The organism is Shewanella halotolerans (genome assembly GCF_019457535.1).
Lineage (GTDB): Bacteria > Pseudomonadota > Gammaproteobacteria > Enterobacterales > Shewanellaceae > Shewanella > Shewanella halotolerans.
Map to the genome: position 1 here is coordinate 3,922,772 of NZ_CP080417.1, position 18,075 is coordinate 3,940,846.

Annotated in this window: 16 protein-coding genes and 2 tRNA genes; 8 read left to right on the forward strand and 10 right to left on the reverse strand. The window is 52.6% G+C overall.

From position 1 onward, the window contains the following. Nucleotides 1-2: 2 nt before the first annotated feature. Both K0H81_RS16915 and nrfD read right to left on the reverse strand, forming a co-directional pair. Nucleotides 3-719 carry a 4Fe-4S dicluster domain-containing protein gene (locus K0H81_RS16915; RefSeq protein WP_220059091.1) on the reverse strand — a complete coding sequence of 239 codons (717 nt, stop codon included), beginning with the start codon at nt 717-719 and terminating at the stop codon, nt 3-5. A 9-nt stretch (nt 720-728) separates the two neighbouring features. After that, nucleotides 729-1,625, reverse strand: coding sequence for an NrfD/PsrC family molybdoenzyme membrane anchor subunit (nrfD, locus tag K0H81_RS16920; protein ID WP_220059092.1), 897 nt, complete (start codon nt 1,623-1,625; stop codon nt 729-731). Between the two features lie 555 nt (nt 1,626-2,180). On the opposite strand from nrfD, the gene K0H81_RS16925 reads away from it, so the two are divergent. Next, nucleotides 2,181-2,858: a TorF family putative porin gene (locus K0H81_RS16925; RefSeq protein ID WP_220059093.1), complete on the forward strand. Its 678-nt coding sequence runs from the start codon at nt 2,181-2,183 to the stop codon at nt 2,856-2,858. Between the two features lie 236 nt (nt 2,859-3,094). On the opposite strand, the gene K0H81_RS16930 is transcribed toward K0H81_RS16925, so the two are convergent. Both K0H81_RS16930 and K0H81_RS16935 read right to left on the reverse strand, forming a co-directional pair. Beyond that, nucleotides 3,095-3,181: transfer RNA gene (locus tag K0H81_RS16930), tRNA-Leu, on the reverse strand. A 51-nt stretch (nt 3,182-3,232) separates the two neighbouring features. Beyond that, nucleotides 3,233-3,317: transfer RNA gene (locus K0H81_RS16935), tRNA-Leu, on the reverse strand. A 312-nt stretch (nt 3,318-3,629) separates the two neighbouring features. Here K0H81_RS16935 and K0H81_RS16940 point away from each other — a divergent pair. Next, complete coding sequence (locus tag K0H81_RS16940; protein ID WP_011867043.1) at nt 3,630-3,758, forward strand: DUF3149 domain-containing protein; 129 nt, start codon at nt 3,630-3,632, stop codon at nt 3,756-3,758. A 131-nt stretch (nt 3,759-3,889) separates the two neighbouring features. Here K0H81_RS16940 and K0H81_RS16945 read toward each other — a convergent pair whose 3' ends face one another. Further along, complete coding sequence (locus K0H81_RS16945; RefSeq protein WP_011867044.1) at nt 3,890-4,501, reverse strand: superinfection exclusion B family protein; 612 nt, start codon at nt 4,499-4,501, stop codon at nt 3,890-3,892. A 229-nt stretch (nt 4,502-4,730) separates the two neighbouring features. On the opposite strand from K0H81_RS16945, the gene K0H81_RS16950 reads away from it, so the two are divergent. Then, the gene (locus K0H81_RS16950) at nt 4,731-6,371 is read left to right on the forward strand and encodes a sensor histidine kinase (RefSeq protein WP_220059094.1); all 1,641 of its coding nucleotides are present in this window, start codon (nt 4,731-4,733) and stop codon (nt 6,369-6,371) included. Between the two features lie 7 nt (nt 6,372-6,378). Here K0H81_RS16950 and pepT read toward each other — a convergent pair whose 3' ends face one another. Together pepT and tcdA are read right to left on the reverse strand one after the other, a co-directional pair. Beyond that, complete coding sequence (pepT, locus tag K0H81_RS16955) at nt 6,379-7,608, reverse strand: peptidase T (RefSeq protein ID WP_220059095.1); 1,230 nt, start codon at nt 7,606-7,608, stop codon at nt 6,379-6,381. Nucleotides 7,609-7,720: 112 nt separating this feature from the next. Further along, complete coding sequence (gene tcdA / locus K0H81_RS16960) at nt 7,721-8,533, reverse strand: tRNA cyclic N6-threonylcarbamoyladenosine(37) synthase TcdA (RefSeq protein WP_144202770.1); 813 nt, start codon at nt 8,531-8,533, stop codon at nt 7,721-7,723. A gap of 366 nt (nt 8,534-8,899) precedes the next feature. On the opposite strand from tcdA, the gene K0H81_RS16965 reads away from it, so the two are divergent. Together K0H81_RS16965 and K0H81_RS16970 are read left to right on the forward strand one after the other, a co-directional pair. After that, nucleotides 8,900-9,958 carry a porin gene (locus K0H81_RS16965; protein WP_144202767.1) on the forward strand — a complete coding sequence of 353 codons (1,059 nt, stop codon included), beginning with the start codon at nt 8,900-8,902 and terminating at the stop codon, nt 9,956-9,958. 504 nt (nt 9,959-10,462) lie between these two features. Next, nucleotides 10,463-11,485, forward strand: coding sequence for a porin (locus K0H81_RS16970; RefSeq protein WP_220060885.1), 1,023 nt, complete (start codon nt 10,463-10,465; stop codon nt 11,483-11,485). Between the two features lie 107 nt (nt 11,486-11,592). Here the strand turns inward: K0H81_RS16970 and K0H81_RS16975 are convergent, their stop codons facing one another. Then, a complete protein-coding gene (locus K0H81_RS16975; RefSeq protein WP_220059096.1) occupies nt 11,593-12,249 on the reverse strand; it encodes a thiopurine S-methyltransferase in 657 nt (218 codons plus the stop codon). Nucleotides 12,250-12,354: 105 nt separating this feature from the next. Further along, the gene (locus K0H81_RS16980; RefSeq protein WP_011867058.1) at nt 12,355-12,699 is read right to left on the reverse strand and encodes a hypothetical protein; all 345 of its coding nucleotides are present in this window, start codon (nt 12,697-12,699) and stop codon (nt 12,355-12,357) included. 211 nt (nt 12,700-12,910) lie between these two features. On the opposite strand from K0H81_RS16980, the gene K0H81_RS16985 reads away from it, so the two are divergent. Continuing rightward, a complete protein-coding gene (locus K0H81_RS16985) occupies nt 12,911-14,746 on the forward strand; it encodes a protein kinase domain-containing protein (protein ID WP_220059097.1) in 1,836 nt (611 codons plus the stop codon). Between the two features lie 33 nt (nt 14,747-14,779). Here the strand turns inward: K0H81_RS16985 and K0H81_RS16990 are convergent, their stop codons facing one another. After that, nucleotides 14,780-15,388, reverse strand: coding sequence for an FxsA family protein (locus tag K0H81_RS16990; RefSeq protein WP_220059098.1), 609 nt, complete (start codon nt 15,386-15,388; stop codon nt 14,780-14,782). A 525-nt stretch (nt 15,389-15,913) separates the two neighbouring features. Here K0H81_RS16990 and cutA point away from each other — a divergent pair. Together cutA and K0H81_RS17000 are read left to right on the forward strand one after the other, a co-directional pair. Beyond that, a complete protein-coding gene (gene cutA / locus K0H81_RS16995) occupies nt 15,914-16,237 on the forward strand; it encodes a divalent-cation tolerance protein CutA (RefSeq protein ID WP_144202758.1) in 324 nt (107 codons plus the stop codon). Next, complete coding sequence (locus K0H81_RS17000; RefSeq protein WP_220059099.1) at nt 16,234-18,042, forward strand: protein-disulfide reductase DsbD; 1,809 nt, start codon at nt 16,234-16,236, stop codon at nt 18,040-18,042. Before cutA ends, K0H81_RS17000 begins: the two co-directional genes overlap by 4 nt. Nucleotides 18,043-18,075 lie beyond the last annotated feature (33 nt).

The window sequence follows — 18,075 nt, forward strand, 5'->3', positions numbered from 1 at the left end:
TGCTACCTCTGCCAGGTTTGAGGAGAATTGATACTGTATGCCCTGTTGCTCTCGTCTTGGGTCAAGCCAATATAGAACACATTGGGGGAGGTTTGCTTACCGGCCTGCAACACTAGCGGCCTGTGCTGACGTATCAGCCTGGAGAGCTCGCTCTCGGGATCGTTAATGTCACCAAAGACACGGGCGCCACCGGTACAGGTCTCGACACAGGCAGGCAGCAAGCCGCGGCTGGTTCGCTGAATACAGAAATTACATTTATCCACTGTACCCGTGGCCGAATGGGTGAAACGCACCCCATCGTAGGGGCAGGCCTGTATGCAGTAGTTACAACCGATACACAGCTCTGAGTCCACCACCACTATGCCATCCTGCTCGCGCTTGAAGGTGGCGCCCGTCGGACAGACAGACACGCAGGAGGGCTTGTCGCAGTTGTTGCAGAGGATCGGCATGTTTAACACATACTGCTTACCATTCAGATCCACGCTGTGTTGCGGTACCTGAGTTCTGTGTTCCTCAGGCAGGTTGCCATTCTCTATGCCACAGGAGACCACGCAGGCCTTGCAGCCATTGCAACGACCGAGATCGATCACCATGGCCAGACGCTTCTTACCCTGACGACGAATATCGGCGATCACAGGATCGGCGGGGATAAACATCATGCCTGTGGTTGCGATGGCGCCGCCAGCCAGGAGTTTGAGTGTTCTTCTTCTATCTAACATCTTTAGCTCCTAATAAGACTGACCGGCCAACAAGACCGAATAACGTAAACAGAAGGCGCCAACCAAGGTAAGTGCGGCGATGCCGTATTCCTTGGCATGAGACACGCCGACTCTGCCGACGATGGAGGTAAGGTTAAGCAGCAGCGGCAGCAGCAAACCTATCAATACAGCGCCAAGCCACCAGATCTTACCGGCCGATGTCGCCATCCCCAGCAGGTTATCCAAGCCATAGAACTTGCTCACATTGGCGATGGCGTAAACGAAGATACCCAGTACAAACAGCTCGATGAGCATCACCATGGAATCTGCCTTGGCGAAGTGATGATGTGGGTCGCTCTGCTTTAGCCAGGTCTTGACGATCAGCACCACGGCGGCGCCGGAGGAGATGGCAGACACCAGGAAGATCACTACCAAGATGCTGTTAGACCAAACTATGTTGTGCTTGATGTCACCGATCAGCAGCGCAGTATAGGAGGCAACGCAGACCGCGAGGATCAGATTGATCAGCGCATAGCCACGGTTGGTAAAGGTCTCCTGATTACGCCGCTTAAAGGAGAAGCAAAACAGCAGCGCGAAGATGATCGCCAGGGTCAGCAGCCAGGTACCTATACTCATCATTGAGCTGGGCTCGAAGGTCATAAACAGACGATAGAAGCGCAGCAGCTTACTCATGTCACCATTGAAGATGCCGTACTGGAACGAGGTCAGATCGAAGACGATCATCCCTGTGCCCAGCATCAAGAGTAATAGGCCCGCGATGGCGCTAAACTTCGCCGTCGACCAGTGGTGGGCGTGAACCACCTTTTCGGACAGAACCAGGGCGCCACTGATAAATAAGGCCCCCGCTCCCGCACCGGCCAAGAACAGATAGGCTGCCACCAACAGCCCCCAATGCACTTCGCTCATAGACATTCCTTATTATTCTATTTAACTCTTTATTCCAGCCAATTAATTGATCGACGTAGACATAAAGAATTTTAAGATGATGTATAACAGACCAAACGGGAGAAATAGATTTATTCACCCTTGTTAAAATCATACAAACCAAATCAAAATAAATAAGGAGCAAGATCACACTAACTATTAAGCGTATTCCCTCAATGGTGAGAATTTGAAGAAAGTGGTTATTTTCACTTTTCGAGAAATCATTTTGCGACTAACCCACAAAGTACGCAAGCATCACAAATAACACATTAAACTTTTATAATCAACAAGATATAAACGCTACCATGAACATTTATTATCCTCGGTATTCTCCTGCAAGATGCAAATTGCATTTTTACCAAAACAGAAAAAAGCCATTCAATCACAAATAAACAATATTTTAATAAAGGGTTATTATTTTATTTATATCTATTTATTACAATCTAACCACCACAATAAAAGTGGCAAGTAGTTACATTTAAATAAATTTAATATCAAGTTTATTAGAACAGACTAAAAATAGTTTAAGGGTTGATAATGAATAAGATAATACTCTCCTCTTGTGCCTTAGCCATCGCCTGCACCATGAGCCAACCTCTAGCGGCCGAAGAAAGTCAATTCGCCGCCTCAGGCGTACTCATGGGCCTCAGCAACTACCTGTGGCGCGGCCAAACCATCAGCGACAACAAGCCCACCCTGCAGGGCGACCTTATGGTGGAACATGAAAGCGGCTTCTATCTGGGGACCTCATTCGAGACCTATCGATATGAAGACGAAGGCAGTATCTACAACGATTATGAGATCGATTACTACGGCGGCTACTACCAGATGGTCACCGAGGATCTGGGCCTGGGTTTCAATGCCATGAAATACACCTATGGGGCCGGTGGCTACAGCGTCGAGTATGCAGTAAGCATCGACTACAAGACCCTCAATCTGACGGTGAACTACGATCAGGATGTGGAAGCCTGGTATACAGAGGTCAACTATGGCTTAGATCTGTTTAACGAGAGTCAACTGGTCGCGCACGTGGGCCTGTTTACCGATGCGGAAAACTATGGCTATCTCGACAATGGCAAGGTGGCCGATAGCATTTACGATGTGGGATTGCGCTATCGCTACCCACTGCTATCTCAGTTGGATCTCATGCTAGAGGCCAGCTACCAGGAGTTCGAACACGACCACTATATGATAGGTCTCGCCTACAACTTCTAGTTGCAGTCATACACAGAGTTAAAATAAGCAAGAGATGGGGCGCCGAAGGCGCTCCAGCTGTTTAGGCTAGAGGCTTGCGACTTCTTGCTATTACTAGCAACTCAGCAGAGGCTGTTAAGAGCTGTCGATTAAGGCGAGATGCTGCCGAGATTTCAAACAAGGACAAATTTCAGGCATAAAAAAACCTGCTATTAAGCAGGTTCTTATCTCTTCTAGAGAGGAGTGCATCAACAAGTTGGTACAGATGGCGAGACTTGAACTCGCACGGCCGTTAAGCCACTAGCACCTGAAGCTAGCGTGTCTACCAATTCCACCACATCTGCATCTTGTCTGTCTGATCTTACCGCTATTCTCTCGAGGAGAGCAACTGATAATGGTACCGAAGGACGGACTTGAACCGTCACTCCCGAAGGAAACGGATTTTGAATCCGTCGTGTCTACCAATTCCACCACTCCGGCTCATCAATCAGACCTTACTCTCTGTCTCGAGTAAGTGAACGGAATTATACCTTTGCTTTTACTAATGGCAAGCCTTTTGCGACACCTTTATTACCGACTGCCGATTTTTCATCCTAAGCGGCTAAAACTCGTCACAATCACCCTGTTCACACGGGATAAATTTGCCACCAGGCTCACAAAATTCAGCAAAACGATGATAGGGCGCTATCAAATTGACAGCATTCATTGATCGAGATCAGCATTTCTCATATCCATTCGCGCTAATTTAGCTTCAGACAACGATATAAACAGCTGCGAAAGAGGATTTCTCACATGGCATTTTGGTTAGATTTAATGTTCGGTAACCCCATTGGCCTGCTATCTATGATAGTGATCTTCACCACCATCGGCATAATGTCATACATCATGTGGTTGTTTATCTCGAAGTCGAAACCAGAATAGATAGGACTTAGAAGTCCAGAAAATCATATTTCTAATGCAAATGGGGGCTGATGCCCCCACTTTTTTATCTAGCGCTCGGTGTTTTCACACCAAACCTCCTACACAGTTCCTACCAAAACCCCAAAACGAGATTAGGCGGCGTGCTTGCGACTCGGCACTACACTGTGAATAAAGTGGGGTCTGGCCTTGATCAGCAGCTGTAGCTGCTCTTGATTAGGCTCGCCTTGTGGCAGACGCAACACCTGGCGATTGAGATGGGATCTCGCCTCCATGGCGATCTTAAAGTCAGCCGTCGGCCCGTGGATGGCGTACTGTTGCTTGTTGCCCAGATACTGCAAGATGTTGGCTTGCAGCAGGCTCTGCACCGCGGCCTCATTTTCAGGCAGGGTCAGTACCGTCTCCCCTTGCAGGAAGAATTCTCGCAGCAGGGCGCGCTCTGTGGGATCCAGCAGCCTCACCTTCTTCTCGATCGTCTCCTTGGTGCGCTTGCCCTTGAGATGCTTGATCGCCTCGTCGAGAAAATAGTTGGTCACCTGAGTCAGCAGATAGGCGGCGCCGACAATCAGCCCTAGGCCGATGAAGTGGGCATACTGGTTAACCAGCAGCTCTAACCTCAGGGTCTGCATCAAGGAGGTGGGTGCAAAGAGTAAGGCGGCGCTGATCAGGGTCAGCCACAACATCAAATTAAAGATCACTTGTTTGGGACTCGTCTGTTTAAACAGCATCAGATTTACTTTTTCCATCTTGATACCTAGTGTCAAAAAACCTGCAGTAAGCAGAATAACTGCAAGTAAAATGCCAACACGCATAGCTACATAAAGACTTTACAAACATCATCTTGGCGACATTTTTATCCCTTTACCCGAGCAGAAGATAATAATCAGGCTATGCTTAAAGCTATGTGATCTGGACACTGCACCTAGCGTCAATCGTCGGCCGTTCTTATGGTGCTTAGGATAAGCGAACCCATAAATGGCAAACCACACAGCGCAGCTACTCAAGAGTCCCATCGGCAGAAAACTCACCCTGTCGATCATCCTCTTTAGTTCCTTGATCACCCTGCTCACCACGGGCTTTCAGCTGATCAACGACTATCGTAGCGACGTCAACCGCATCACCCGCCAATTCGACAGTATAGAGAAGGTCAATCTCGACGTGCTGGCGGCCAGCATCTGGGTGATCGACGAGCGGCTGATCAACACCCAGATAGATGGCCTCATCCAACTGCCGGACATCACCTATATAGAGATAGACGACGACAGTGGCCAGCATTGGCAGGCGGGCACGGCCACGCCGGAGAACACCATAGAGCGCAGCTTCAAGCTGATCTATAGCTCGGGCAGCGAGAATATCGACGTGGGTACCCTGCTGGTGCAGGCAGATCTTAGGGTGGTCTATGAGAAACTGCTGGATCGCGCCATCGTCATACTGCTCTCCAACGCCATCAAGACCTTCATCGTCGCCGGCTTCATCCTCTTCCTGGTCTGGTACCTGGTTACCCGCCACCTGCATAAGCTCAGCGACTACAGCCAAAACATCAACCTGGAAGGCGAGTTCGAGCCCCTGGTGTTCGTCAAGGACAGCCATAAGAATGACGAATTCTGGCTGGTTGCCGAGGCGATAAACAAGATGCAGCAGCAACTCAGGCACTCCTTCGACGACATCAAGGCCTCCAAGCTAGAGCTACAGGAAGCCCTGGCGGATCGCGAGCGCCTGCTGGAACTGGAACGTAGCTACAAGGATGAGCTGGCCCGCCAGGTGAAGGAACGCACCCAGGAACTGGAGCAATCACTCTTAGTGCTCAAGCGTGCCCAGCAGGTGCTGGTCGAACAGGAGAAGATGGCGGCCCTCGGCGGCCTGGTCTCTGGGGTGGCCCACGAGATCAACACCCCCATAGGCATCTGTCTCACCGCCGCCAGCACCCAGCTGATCCATATAGAGGAGCTGATCAAACTGATCCACAGCGAGAACGCGACCCTGGAGGAGATCAACGCCATCTTGGAGGAATACCAGCAGAGCTGCGAGCTGATCATCAGCAACATCACCCGTGCCAGCAGTCTAATCCAGAAGTTCAAGACCATAGCGGCCGAGCAGAGCCTGGAAGATAAGCGCAGCATCAATCTCAAACAGGGACTCGAAGAGCACCACGAGTCGATGCGATTTATCTACGGCGATAAACTGGCCGAGGTGGAATACCGGGTCGATCCCGACCTCAACATACTCACCAACCTGAGCCTGTTTAAGCAGATAGTCACTAACCTCTTCTCCAACGCCTATGCCCATGGCTTCAAGGGCCGCAGCCAGGGGAAAATCAGGATAGATGCCGAGGTGGACCAGGGGATGCTCAAGATCTGTATTCAGGACGATGGACCAGGGATCGACAGCGAGGCCACCGGCCATATCTTCGAGCCCTTCTATACCACCACGCGCTCTGAAGGCGGCACAGGCCTAGGCCTCTCCGCCGCCTTCAACGCCGTCACCCTGCTCAAGGGCAATATTCGCTATCGCGACGACGGCGAGCTGGGCGGCGCCTGTTTCGAGGTAAGCTTCCCGGTGGAAGTACTGGACAGCGAGGCCGTCGAGCTCAACCTCTCTAACCCATCAGGCTTTTAAGCACTCATCAGGCTTTCAACTGCTTGGCCGTCAGCTGACAGATCCCCATGATCACCTCGGTCGCCTTCACCATAGATTCCAGACAGATAAACTCATGCTTGCCATGGAAGTTATGGCCACCGGTAAACAGATTAGGACAAGGCAGCCCCATGTAGGAGAGACGACTTCCATCGGTGCCGCCGCGGATCGGTTTGATCTTGGGGGTGATGCCGAGATCAGTCATCGCCTGCTTGGCGATATCGACGATATGGGGATGGGGGATCAGCTGATCGCGCATGTTGTAGTAGCTGTCTGTGATGCTGACGCTTAATGAACCCTGCTGTAGCTGAGCATCGCAGGCCTCGACCCGCTCGACAAGCCAACGCTTGCGCTGCTCAAACTGGTCCAGATCGAAGTCGCGGATCAGATAGGTGAGCTGCGCCTCTTCGGTCACCCCTTTCATCTCAATCAGGTGGAAGAAGCCGGCGTAGTCCAGGCTGTTCTCCGGGGTATCGCCCAGCGGCATCTTGGCATGAAAACGCGCAGCCATGGTCTGGGCGTTAACCATGACGCCGTAGGCCGAACCCGGATGGCAGTTGTTGCCCTTGGCGGTCACCACGGCCGTGGCGCCGTTGAAGTTTTCGAACTCCAGCCCACCTAGCTCGCCGCCATCTACCGTGTAGGCCCACTCGGCCTTGAAGGCGTCGAAATCAAACTTGTCGGCGCCGCGCCCTATCTCTTCATCCGGCGTGAAACAGAGATAGACATCGCCATGGCGACTGTCGGGATCTTGCAGAAGGGTCGATAGCGCTGTGATGATCTCGGCGATCCCCGCCTTGTCGTCGGCGCCCAGCAGGCTGCTACCATCTGTGGTGATCAGCGTCTGTCCCAGGTAGTGATCTAACTCGGGAAACTCCTCGGGAGAGAGTCTATGCTGCGCGCCGAGGGGGATATCGCCGCCATCATAGTTCTCGATCAGCTGAGGACGAACATTGGCACCGCTAAAGTCGGGCGCCGTGTCCAAGTGGGCGATAAAGCCAATGGGCGGAACCCCATTGACCGTCGCGGGCACCAGGGCCGTCAGATAGCCAGTCGCGGAAAGCGCCACCTGACTGAAGCCTAACTTGATCAGCTCCTCTCTGAGTTGATCCGCCAGCGCCATCTGTCCCTGGGTACTGGGGCAGCAGCTTTGGCTCCCGTCAGACTGAGTATCAAATTGCACATAGCGTAAGAATCGATTTAACAGGGCCTGTTTCATAATCAATCACCAGCAAAAAATGTCGACTGAGTCTAACAAGTGACCAAAGGGTGACTTTAGACTTAAATCAAGTTTTTGGTGATTTACGCCTCAGGCCAGCAGGCGATATCGGCTATGCCTTGGCGGCAAGCTTGGTCAGCACCCGGCTCACGGCGGTAAAACCGAAGCTGCCTGTCACGACTGTGACGGCGCCAAAGCCAGAGGCACAATCCATGCGCATGCTACCCTCGGCCGTGGCCTTGACGTTGCAGACGCTGCCATCGGCCTGGGGATAGACCAACTGCTCGGTGGAGAACACGGCCTCGATACTGAAACGGCGCTGCACATTCTTAGAGAAATTGTATTCGCGGCGCAGCAGGTTACGTACCTTGGCCAGCAGAGGATCTTGGTAGGTCTTAGCCAGATCCGCCACCTGGATCTGAGTGGGATCTGTCTGACCGCCGGCGCCACCTACCGTCACTATCGGCAGCTTCTGGCGCTTACAGTGGGCGATCAATGCCGCCTTAGGTTTGACCGCATCGATACAGTCGACCACATAGTCCAGACTACCGCCCTGCTTACGACCGGTAAAATAGTCATTCAGGTTATCTGTGGTGATGAAATCTTCCACCTGATTGACCCGGCACTCTGGGTTAATCTGCATGATACGCTCGGCCATTACGGCCACCTTAGACTCACCTATCGTCTCCTTGAGGGCGTGCAGCTGGCGGTTGGTGTTGGTGACGCAGATATCGTCGAGATCGATCAGGGTGATCTCGCCTATGCCGCTGCGGGCCAACGCCTCGGCCACCCAGGTACCTACCCCGCCTATGCCGACCACAGCCACATGGGACTGCGCAAATCGGGTCAGTGCCTTAGCGCCATATAGGCGGCCAATGCCGGCAAAGCGATTGAGATAGGCGTCAGAGAGTTCAGGTTGGCTCAAGGTGGGCTCCGGTAAGATAACTAAAATCCCGCCGATTTTACCGCAATCCCAGGCAAATGCCCAAAAAGAAAAACGGTGACAAGTGTTAAGCCTATGGGGCGATTGCAGCAGCCAGGAAAGCAGAGGGTGAAACAGGGTAAAGACCAAATTAACCCACTGTTTTTAAATGTAAAACAACATGATAAAACTCACGTAAAACCAATGATTTGCGACACGGATCACATCTCAACATTGCACTTCTGGGCACACTGACGCCGCGACGCAGCATAAGCGGCCAAGAAAGCTCCCTCTGGGCCCATGACTCTCGCTAGCTAAAAAATCAAAGGCCCTCTTTGAGATGGCCATAATCGCTACAGGAAGATGACAATGAAAAAATCTGTTCTATCGGCAAGCATTTTCGCCACCCTCGCAGCCACCTCATTCACCGCGCTCGCCGACGGTCCTCAGTTCTATGGCCGTGCCGATCTTGCCTTCACTCACTCGGATAATGGCATCGCCACCCAAAACCAGAAAGATGGCACCATCATAGAGAACAACTTCTCTTGGTTAGGGGTGAAGGGCAGCGAAAAAGTCGCCGACGGCCTGGAAGTGATCTACCAGATGGAGTTTGGTGTCAGCAACTATGACAACTCAGGCAATACCTTTGCCGCACGTAACACCTACCTGGGGCTAAGAAGCGTCATAGGTACCGCCCTTGTGGGTCGTAACGACACCGTATTTAAGGCATCCGAAGGTGGCTTCGACCTCTTCGGTAACACCAACTCAGATATCGATCTGCTGGCCGCCGGTCAATCGCGTACCGCAGACGGTATCACCTACTACTCGCCTAAGATCGCCGATCTCATCACCTTGAACGCCACCTACCTGATGGAAGACAACTATGTGACCTATGACGGCAACGAGCGCGTGGCACCAGACAACATGTATGCCCTCAGCGCCACCTTAGGTGATAAGGCGCTCAAGGCGCAGAACTACTATGTTGCCGCGGCCTACAACGACAACATCGACGATGTGAAAGCCTATCGCGGCGTAGCACAGGTGAAGCTAGGTCAGGTGATCTTAGGCGCCCTGTATCAGAACAGTGAACATGTGGACAGCAAGTACGCCAACCTAGAAGGCGATACCTACTTTATCAATGCCGCCTATGTGATGGGTAACCTGAAGTTTAAGGCGATGTACGGTAAGGACGATTCGGGTCTGGGCAAGTATGTGAAGCGTTATGTGGGTGGTAGCGATGGCGCGGGCATGGAAACCCTGTCTGACGTAGATCTACAACAGTTCAGCATAGGTGCCGACTACCGTATCAGTAAGAGCACGCTGTTTTATGGTCACTACACTAAATATGATGGCGACCTGAAACTGGCTGGCATGAAGCAAGATCTGGGTGATGACATAGTCACCCTAGGTATGCGCTTCGACTTCTAACTTGTCTCCAGCTTAAATAAAGGCGGCCAAGAGCCGCCTTTTTGCTTTTCTTCTAGCCGCTTTACTCGCCGCGTGGCTTTATCTGCGCTCCCACTGCTTTCGACCCTGTCAGCGAAAAAACACGCAATATTTGTGCGTAAGCGCACACTTTTTAAACATATTTATGCTTTACCAAGCAAAACGCCTACAATTTTAGCAACTTCTTAATAAGTTACAGTTTGTTTACATCAACAGCAGAGTGCATACCCCTTTGGGAGTAGGCGTAATACGTTAAATTTACAAGGATTGGCTGTTTTTTAAACGGATGAGACAGATCTGTCACAAATTCCTCGTAAAGCTAATCTCGATAAGCAGAAATTTGATCTGCGCCACACTCTTGCTGCCATAAAACTGTAAACTTCTGGCCAACTTTGTTACGAGAACGGACCCTCGGAGCAAATTATGGAAACTATGTTAATAACCATTAAAAAATGGAAAAGAACTCAGTTCTTGGGAGCACAATACATGAAAAAATCTCTAATCTCTGCATCAGTAGCATCTGTTATTGCACTGACCTCATTCGGCGCGCTAGCCGATGGCCCTAACTTCTACGGTCGTTTAGACCTAACCCTAACTAACTCTGACAAGGGTTCAACTACTCAAGAAGGTAAAGATGGTACTATTCTTGAGAACAACTTCTCACACCTAGGTGTGAAAGGTTCTGAAAAGATTTCTGACGGTATCGATGTTATCTACCAAATGGAATTCCAAGTTGAGAATACTTCTTCTAAAGGTGACGTATTCAAGGCTCGTAACACATTCCTAGGTCTTAAGAGCGCAGCCGGTACCCTGCTTGTTGGTCGTAACGACACAGTATTCAAGCAATCTGAAGGTGGCATCGACCTATTCGGTAACTCAAACGCCGATATCGACCGTCTGGTAGGCGCGCAAACTCGTAGCGCCGACGGTATCTGGTACTACTCTCCAAAGATCGCTGACCTGATCACTCTGAACGCGACTTACCTGATGACTGACAACAACCAGGCTGGCGTTGAAAATGCTGATGACCAGTACGCTCTAAGCGCAACTCTGGGTGACAAGAAGTTCAAGGCACAAAACTACTATGTTGCAGTAGCTTACAACAAAGGCATCTCTGGTATCGACGCATACCGTGGTGTTGCTCAAGTTAAACTAGGCGACTTCAAAGTAGGCGGTCTATTCCAAAACTCTGAAAGCGTTAAAGACGGTTCAGAAGACAACAACACTTACTTCGTGAACGTTGCCTACAACCTGAACGGCGTTAACCTGAAAGCTGAGTACGGTAAAGACGAAGCTGGTTTCGGTAAGTACTACAAAAACATCTCTGGTGTAGCTGGTACTGACATCAACGTGACTAACATCACTGTGGGTGCTGACTACCGCGTAGCTAAATCAACTCTGATCTACGGTCACTATGCAATGTACGAAGGCGACCACAAAGTTGCTGGCATGAAAGTTGACCTAGAAGACGATAACATCTTCACCGTTGGTGTTCGTTACGACTTCTAATTCGATGAGCCTCTGGCTCTCATGAAAAAGGCGACCCTAGGTCGCCTTTTTGCTTTCTAACGCTTACTTTTTTTAGCTTAGGTTTCTGTAGCTTAAGTTGCTGTAGCTTAACGCCTCACCAGACGATAGACAGACTCGGTCAGCCAGGGCACCTGCTTCTTCACGAACCTTGGATTCTCGGCCAGCACATCCTGGGTGCTGAGGCACTCGATCTCGAAATAGGGGCTCATATGCTCCTGGATCCAGGCATCCGATACCGCAAATGGTGGGCCTTTTAGCGCTTCCTGGGGATAGTCTAAGGTGATCAGCAAGCCTATGCTCTTAGGCGGCAATAACCCGGCCAGGCACTCCACATATTGCTGGCGCATCTCTGGGGGCCAGGCGATCAGCGCCGCCCTGTCATAGAAGCCGCTCACCGCCTCCAAGGGTTCCTTTGGCAGCCGAAACAGATCCCCTTGGTAGATGCTCACCTGCTCGGTGCGGTAGCACTCATGCTCGCCACTCGATTGGCGCTCGACCGGCAGCTCGTTGTCGCTGAAGAACTGCTCCACCGCGCTCTGGTTCAGCTCACAGCCGATCACCTCTAGCCCCTGCTCGGCCAGATAACAGAGATCTAAGGTTTTACCACACAGGGGAACAAAGACCTGGCTGCCGGCAGCTAACTCGAGCTGCGGCCAATAATCGATAAGAAGGGCGTTGACCTCATCCAGATGAAAACCTATCTGCTGTGAGGCCCATTTGTCGTGCCAAAAACTGGGTTGCATCGTTAGCTCCGCATAAGCAAGTGTCTCATTATGCAGGCTACTCTAATCTCTCGCTGGCCAAGATGCCAGCTTACCGATTATTTCAGCAAGCTTTTCTCTTGGTCGTTATTGAATATCCAGGACTTTTTGTACCCGTCTGAGCCAGACACAGTTTTCACATTCGCAGTTACGGCGCGACAGGTGATGAGGGGTGAGGCTGGAGTCGATAAAATCAACCGCGATCAGCAGCTGTTGCTTCAGCTCGGCAACCGACTTGCGTTCGACGGCCACCAGCTCGTCGTTATGGTTCATCCAGACGCACTCCATCCCCTGATAACAGTGGATGCACTGGGGGTCTGTGCTATTGAAAAAACCCGCGTGAGGACAAAACTTTAGCTCCATCGACTGCACGATGCGCTTCCTCGGATATTCTAATAACTCAATCAATAGGGCTTTGTTTAGTTCCGTCATTTCGCCCTCCTCACTCATCAAAGTCGCTCAAAAATGAAGCTTAGTTTTATATTAGCTTCAGGTTACCTGTATGTGTATGTAACAGAATTGATATAGGTCAACATCTCATACGAAAATATCGGTTAGGCATCGCACTGCTGAAAAATCTAGCTATTGTGCCTAGCCGCCGCTTCTTGCTATAAAAACATATCAGTATTCAGTGAAATGACCCATGCCCAACAGCCAAGCCCCCAGCCCTGAGCTACAACACTTCTATATCTCCGAAGAGCAGTCTATCTACCTGCTCAAGGCCGATGACGCCCGTAAACACAGGGCGTGGATCAGGCTCTGTAAACAGCAGCTGAGCAAGCTGGGCTACTCAGACATCGAACTGGTGGGCAAGGGCGCCTACGGTTTCGTGTTCGCCGGCATCAATGGCCATGGCCATGCACACGTGTTCAAGTTCTCCCGTATCACCCTGCCCCAGCAGATCCAGGACAGGCTGGAGGAGGAGGCCTATATGCTCTCCCAGGTGATCCACCCTAATGTGCCTCCGGTGATCAAGTTTGAGCATGTGGGCAAGCAAGGGATCCTGGTGATGGCCAGGGCGCCGGGGGAAGATCTCGACAAGCTCTGCCTCAGGCATGGCGCCCTGCCGGCGCGCATCATAGTCAGTATCGCTCGCCAGCTGGCGCAGATCCTCAACTATCTGCACAACGGCCGCCCCCTGGTACACGGCGACATCAAGCCCTCTAATCTGGTGTACGACATGGAGCGGGATCATCTCTCGCTGATCGACTGGGGCTCAGCGGTATTTGCCCAGCGCGATGGCGAGGGCAATCCGGTCAACGGCAATGTGATGGATCTGCTCTCCAGCGATCAGCAACACACCAACGCCCGCATGGGGGATGTCTATTTCATCGGTGAGGAGCAGCTTAGCGGCGCCCTCTCCAGCCCCAGATTCGACGAGCAAGGGGTGGCGGCGACCCTCTACGCCCTGGCCTCGGGTCAGGCCAGCCGATTCGGCAGCAAGGTGATCCCCGCCAGCAGCATAGGCCTGCCCATAGAGCTGGCCCGCACCCTGGACGGCATGCTCAGCGAGGATCCCGTCACCCGCAACCGGGCCGGGGATTACTTTCTTAAGAGCATGGCCCATAGCCATCGTCTGCATCTGCCGGATCTGCCCATGGCGCCACTGCAGCCTGAGATCCCAGTGTGGACCCTCAAGCAGGCCAAAGATGTGGAGACTGTCACCTACAGCTCGCGTAAATCCTTTCTGCGGGAGCACAACGAGGATGAGCCGATAGAGAAGATGGACGATCTCCAGCTGGAGAAGTACTACCGCAACTTCATGGCGGGCATGGGAGACACAGAGAAGGGTTTTATCGCCGCGGTCAGCCGGGTGGGCCAATATTCGCTGGTTGGCGGACTGGCGATCCACTGGCAGGAGTCCGGGGTCTTTATCGACTCTAACCTGGCCACCTATAACGCCGAGGAGAAGGCGGCGCTCATCCTGGCGGTGAACAACATGGTGACCCTGGCGCGGGGCATCCGCCGTATCGGGGTGTTTAAGGCCTGCTTCTTCAACGCCCGCGACACCCTGCATCTGGAGCGCGACGACACCAGTCAGCCCTTCAAACCAAGCCCGGATCAGCAGCTGCCCTTCGAGGTGGGCGATGTGCCTTCGCTGGAGGATAAATCCAGGCTGCACTCCTACTTCGAGGACGGTCGCGACCCGGATGAAAATCTGGAGCTGCCCAAGGAGATCATGACAGAGCTTGGCTGGATCAACCAGATCCACCACACCGGCTGCATCATCTTCGAGGTGTTACCTAACCATATGAAGATCCACAGCTATCTGCGTCTGTTGAATCCCCGTAAGCAGGCCGCCTTCAGGGCGAGCCTAGACAGGATCCTCAGCCATGTGGATAAGATTCAGGGGAAAGGGGTGTCAGGCTTCATGAAACTGCCCTACAAGAACACCCGCCGTTTTCAACATATCGACAGGAAGGCGGACCACTTCTACCCCAGAAATCCCAAGGAAGTGATGGCCCAGCTAGATGAGTAATGGCTCAACAAGAAGGCTAATGACTAAGCCGATTTACTTCGGCTCGCGCTTGTCCTCGTCGCTCGCCTTATCACCCTCAGGCTTATCGACCTCAGGCTTGTCGCCTAACTGACGCTCTTCATCGAGCTTCTCGGAAGGATCTGGCTTGCGCTCATAGTCGCCATCGAAGGTGTTGCCCTGCTCATCGAAGGGTGAGCGGTCGAAGGGCGAGCGGCCACCGGCCGAACCATTTGACCCAAATGGCCCCTGCCCAAATTGGCCATGAAAGCCTCCCTGCTGACTCACCTTGACCTGCATCCGCTTGTAGAGGAAGGCGGCGATGGGCGCGCGGGTGAGCGGGGTTAACAGCAAAAGGCCGATAAAGTCGGTCACGAAGCCTGGGATCAGCAGCAGTAGACCAGCCATGGCCAGCATCATCCCCTCGACGATCTCCTGACCCGGCGCCTCGCCGCGCGCCAGCTTCTGCTGCACCTGCATCAGGGTGTGTATCCCCTGGCTACGCACCAGAGAGACCCCCACCACGGCGGTGAAGATCACCAGGCCCACGGTTGTCCAGCTGCCTAAGTTTTCGCCAACGCGAATCAGCACATTGAGCTCAATAACGGGAATGAGAACAAAGATAATCAATAGGATGAAAAACACGCTGACCTCACAAACTGACGAAATTTCTAATTGATTGAAAACTAAATGGGGGCGAACGGGTCTACTTTCAAGTCAGGCGGCTTTTTTAGCGAATTTATCCCAGTGACAAACTTGGGATAAGCTCACTATTTTAGCAATAGCTTAATGCAAGTCGCCGACAAAACACGTAAAGTAGCTAGGGTCTGTTGACCTTTCCTGTTTGTTTTTGCAGCATTTTGTAGGGGATTTATACAAGGCAGAGCCTGTGTAGTGTAGTTAATCTACATGAACAGGAGATAACGCCGTAGAAATGGCCTACAAAAGCTGCCCGAAGGGTTCATTTAAACGCGCCTTGCCCGGTGTTGCGTGCTTTTTACATAGAATAACTATGCGACACAGCACGCGCCTTGAGCAAGACACGTTTAGATTGAACAAAAATTAAACCTGAAAGATAAACAGACCCTGATGCTCACGATACCCTCGAGAGCCAGTATAACCCGGTTACCTTAACACCCAATTAATGACCATACAGGGTAATAGCAACAGATGCAGGAAAAATGTCTACTCGTCACCACCAGCTGCCCGGACAATGAGACGGCCAGCACCCTGGCCCGCGCCTTAGTGGAAGCCAAGCTGGCGGCCTGTATTCAGATCTCCGCCCCCGTCACCTCGCTCTACACCTGGGAGGGTGAAGTGTGTCAGGAGACAGAGGTATGCCTGCAGATAAAATGTCTCGCCCGTCATTACGACAAGTTGGAGCAACGCCTCTTGTCGCTGCACCCCTACCAAGTTCCCGAGCTGATCGCCACAGAGATCCACACAGGTTCGGCGGCTTACTTAGCATGGATAAAAGAAACCTCACTATCATGAAGAAAATACTGTTCCTCTTCCTCTCGACCCTGCTGTTGATCGCCCCCGGGGCGCAAAGTGAAAGCCTGTTCAGCAACAGTAAGTTTGATTTTCTTAAAGATGAACCTCAGCTGATGCCTGTGGATCAGGCCTTCGTCTTCGATGCCCAACAAGAGGGCAACCTGGTCAAGATCAGCTGGGTGATCGCCGACGGTTACTACCTGTATCGCGACAAGCTCAAGTTCGCCGCCGACGGCGCGACCCTGGGTGAGATCCAACTGCCTAAGGGCAAGGCTCACAGCGATGAGTATTTCGGCGAGCAGGAGGTCTACTACTCTTACGTCGAGGTGCCTGTGGCTCTCAAAGAAGCCACGGCCGAGGCCAACATCAGCGTAACCTTCATGGGCTGCGCCGAAGGTAAGCTCTGCTTCCCGCCCACCACACGTAGCGCGGCCCTGACCCAGGTCGCCGCCAACGAGGGTCTGCTACCCGAGGCGATGAAGGCTGCACCAGTAGCGAGTGAAACCGCAAGCAATCAGGCGCCTATCACCCAACAGGATTCTCTCAGCCAGATGCTTTCTGGCGACAACCTGCTGTGGACCCTGGTTATCTTCTTCGGCCTGGGCATAGGCCTGGCGCTGACCCCGTGCGTCTTCCCCATGTACCCGATCCTGTCGGGCATCATCGTCGGCCAGGGTGAGAAACTCTCTACCGGCAAGGCCTTCAGCCTCTCCATGGTCTATGTGCAGGGGATGGCGATCACCTATTCGCTGCTGGGGCTTATCGTCGCCTCGGCAGGCATGAAATATCAGGCCGCATTGCAACACCCTGCCGTGTTGGTGGGGCTGGCGGTCCTCTTCTTAGTTCTCAGCCTCTCAATGTTCGGCCTGTACGAGCTACGCCTGCCGTCTAGCTGGCAGGAGAAGATGAACCGCTTCTCTAACAACCAGAAGGGTGGCAACGTCCTAGGTGTGTTTGTCATGGGGATCATCTCGGGTCTGGTGGCATCCCCTTGCACCACGGCGCCGCTATCGGGCGCCTTGGTCTATGTGGCACAAACCGGCGACCTGCTGCAAGGCTTCCTGGCCCTCTATGTGCTCAGCATGGGCATGGGGCTGCCGCTGCTGATCATAGGCTCATCGGGCGGTAAGCTGCTGCCACGCGCCGGCGCCTGGATGGATGTGATCAAGACAGTGTTCGGCTTCCTGCTGATCGCCGTCTCTATCCTGATGATAGGCCGAATCTGGACCGGACTGGTGTCGGATCTGCTCTGGGCCCTGTGGGGCATCAGTCTAACCGCCTACCTGATGCATCAGAACAAACTCACCGAGTTTAACTGGAAGCAGACGGTGCGCTCGGTACTGCTGTTATTGATCCTGCTGGGCAGCTTCTCCTATGGCTTCCAGGCCGTCATGGCCAGCCTGGGCTACCAGGCCCAGACGGGTGCGGTTAGCCATAAGGTGAGCCACAAGACCATCAAGAGCCTTGAAGATCTACAGGCCGAAGTGGCCGCCGCCAGTGCACAGGGTAAGCCCGTGATGCTGGATCTCTACGCCGACTGGTGTGTCGCCTGTAAGGAGTTTGAGAAGATCACCTTCGTCGACCCAGAGGTGCAGGCCCGTCTGTCGCAGATGGTGTTCCTCCAGGCCGACGTGACCAAAAACGACGCCATCGATATCGAGCTACTTGAGCACTACGAGGTGCTGGGGCTACCTACCCTGTTGATGTTCGATGCCAAGGGCGAGATCCGCGACGATCTGCGGGTCACTGGCTTCATGAAGCCTGCGGAGTTTGCCGCCCACCTGGATCACTTGCTAGCCAAATAAGCTCAGGCAGTCTCGTCTAAACTACCTAAAAAC

Excerpts from the sequence above, each read along its gene's own strand:
- K0H81_RS16915 (WP_220059091.1), bottom strand. The coding sequence starts at position 719 with ATGTTAGATAGAAGAAGAACACTCAAACTCCTGGCTGGCGGCGCCATC.
- K0H81_RS17000 (WP_220059099.1), top strand. The coding sequence starts at position 16,234 with ATGAAGAAAATACTGTTCCTCTTCCTCTCGACCCTGCTGTTGATCGCC.
- pepT (WP_220059095.1), bottom strand. The coding sequence starts at position 7,608 with ATGAAACAGGCCCTGTTAAATCGATTCTTACGCTATGTGCAATTTGAT.
- K0H81_RS16970 (WP_220060885.1), top strand. The coding sequence starts at position 10,463 with ATGAAAAAATCTCTAATCTCTGCATCAGTAGCATCTGTTATTGCACTG.
- K0H81_RS16925 (WP_220059093.1), top strand. The coding sequence starts at position 2,181 with ATGAATAAGATAATACTCTCCTCTTGTGCCTTAGCCATCGCCTGCACC.
- K0H81_RS16950 (WP_220059094.1), top strand. The coding sequence starts at position 4,731 with ATGGCAAACCACACAGCGCAGCTACTCAAGAGTCCCATCGGCAGAAAA.
- K0H81_RS16975 (WP_220059096.1), bottom strand. The coding sequence starts at position 12,249 with ATGCAACCCAGTTTTTGGCACGACAAATGGGCCTCACAGCAGATAGGT.
- K0H81_RS16965 (WP_144202767.1), top strand. The coding sequence starts at position 8,900 with ATGAAAAAATCTGTTCTATCGGCAAGCATTTTCGCCACCCTCGCAGCC.
- nrfD (WP_220059092.1), bottom strand. The coding sequence starts at position 1,625 with ATGAGCGAAGTGCATTGGGGGCTGTTGGTGGCAGCCTATCTGTTCTTG.
- K0H81_RS16985 (WP_220059097.1), top strand. The coding sequence starts at position 12,911 with ATGCCCAACAGCCAAGCCCCCAGCCCTGAGCTACAACACTTCTATATC.
- K0H81_RS16980 (WP_011867058.1), bottom strand. The coding sequence starts at position 12,699 with ATGACGGAACTAAACAAAGCCCTATTGATTGAGTTATTAGAATATCCG.
- K0H81_RS16945 (WP_011867044.1), bottom strand. The coding sequence starts at position 4,501 with ATGGAAAAAGTAAATCTGATGCTGTTTAAACAGACGAGTCCCAAACAA.
- K0H81_RS16940 (WP_011867043.1), top strand. The coding sequence starts at position 3,630 with ATGGCATTTTGGTTAGATTTAATGTTCGGTAACCCCATTGGCCTGCTA.
- cutA (WP_144202758.1), top strand. The coding sequence starts at position 15,914 with ATGCAGGAAAAATGTCTACTCGTCACCACCAGCTGCCCGGACAATGAG.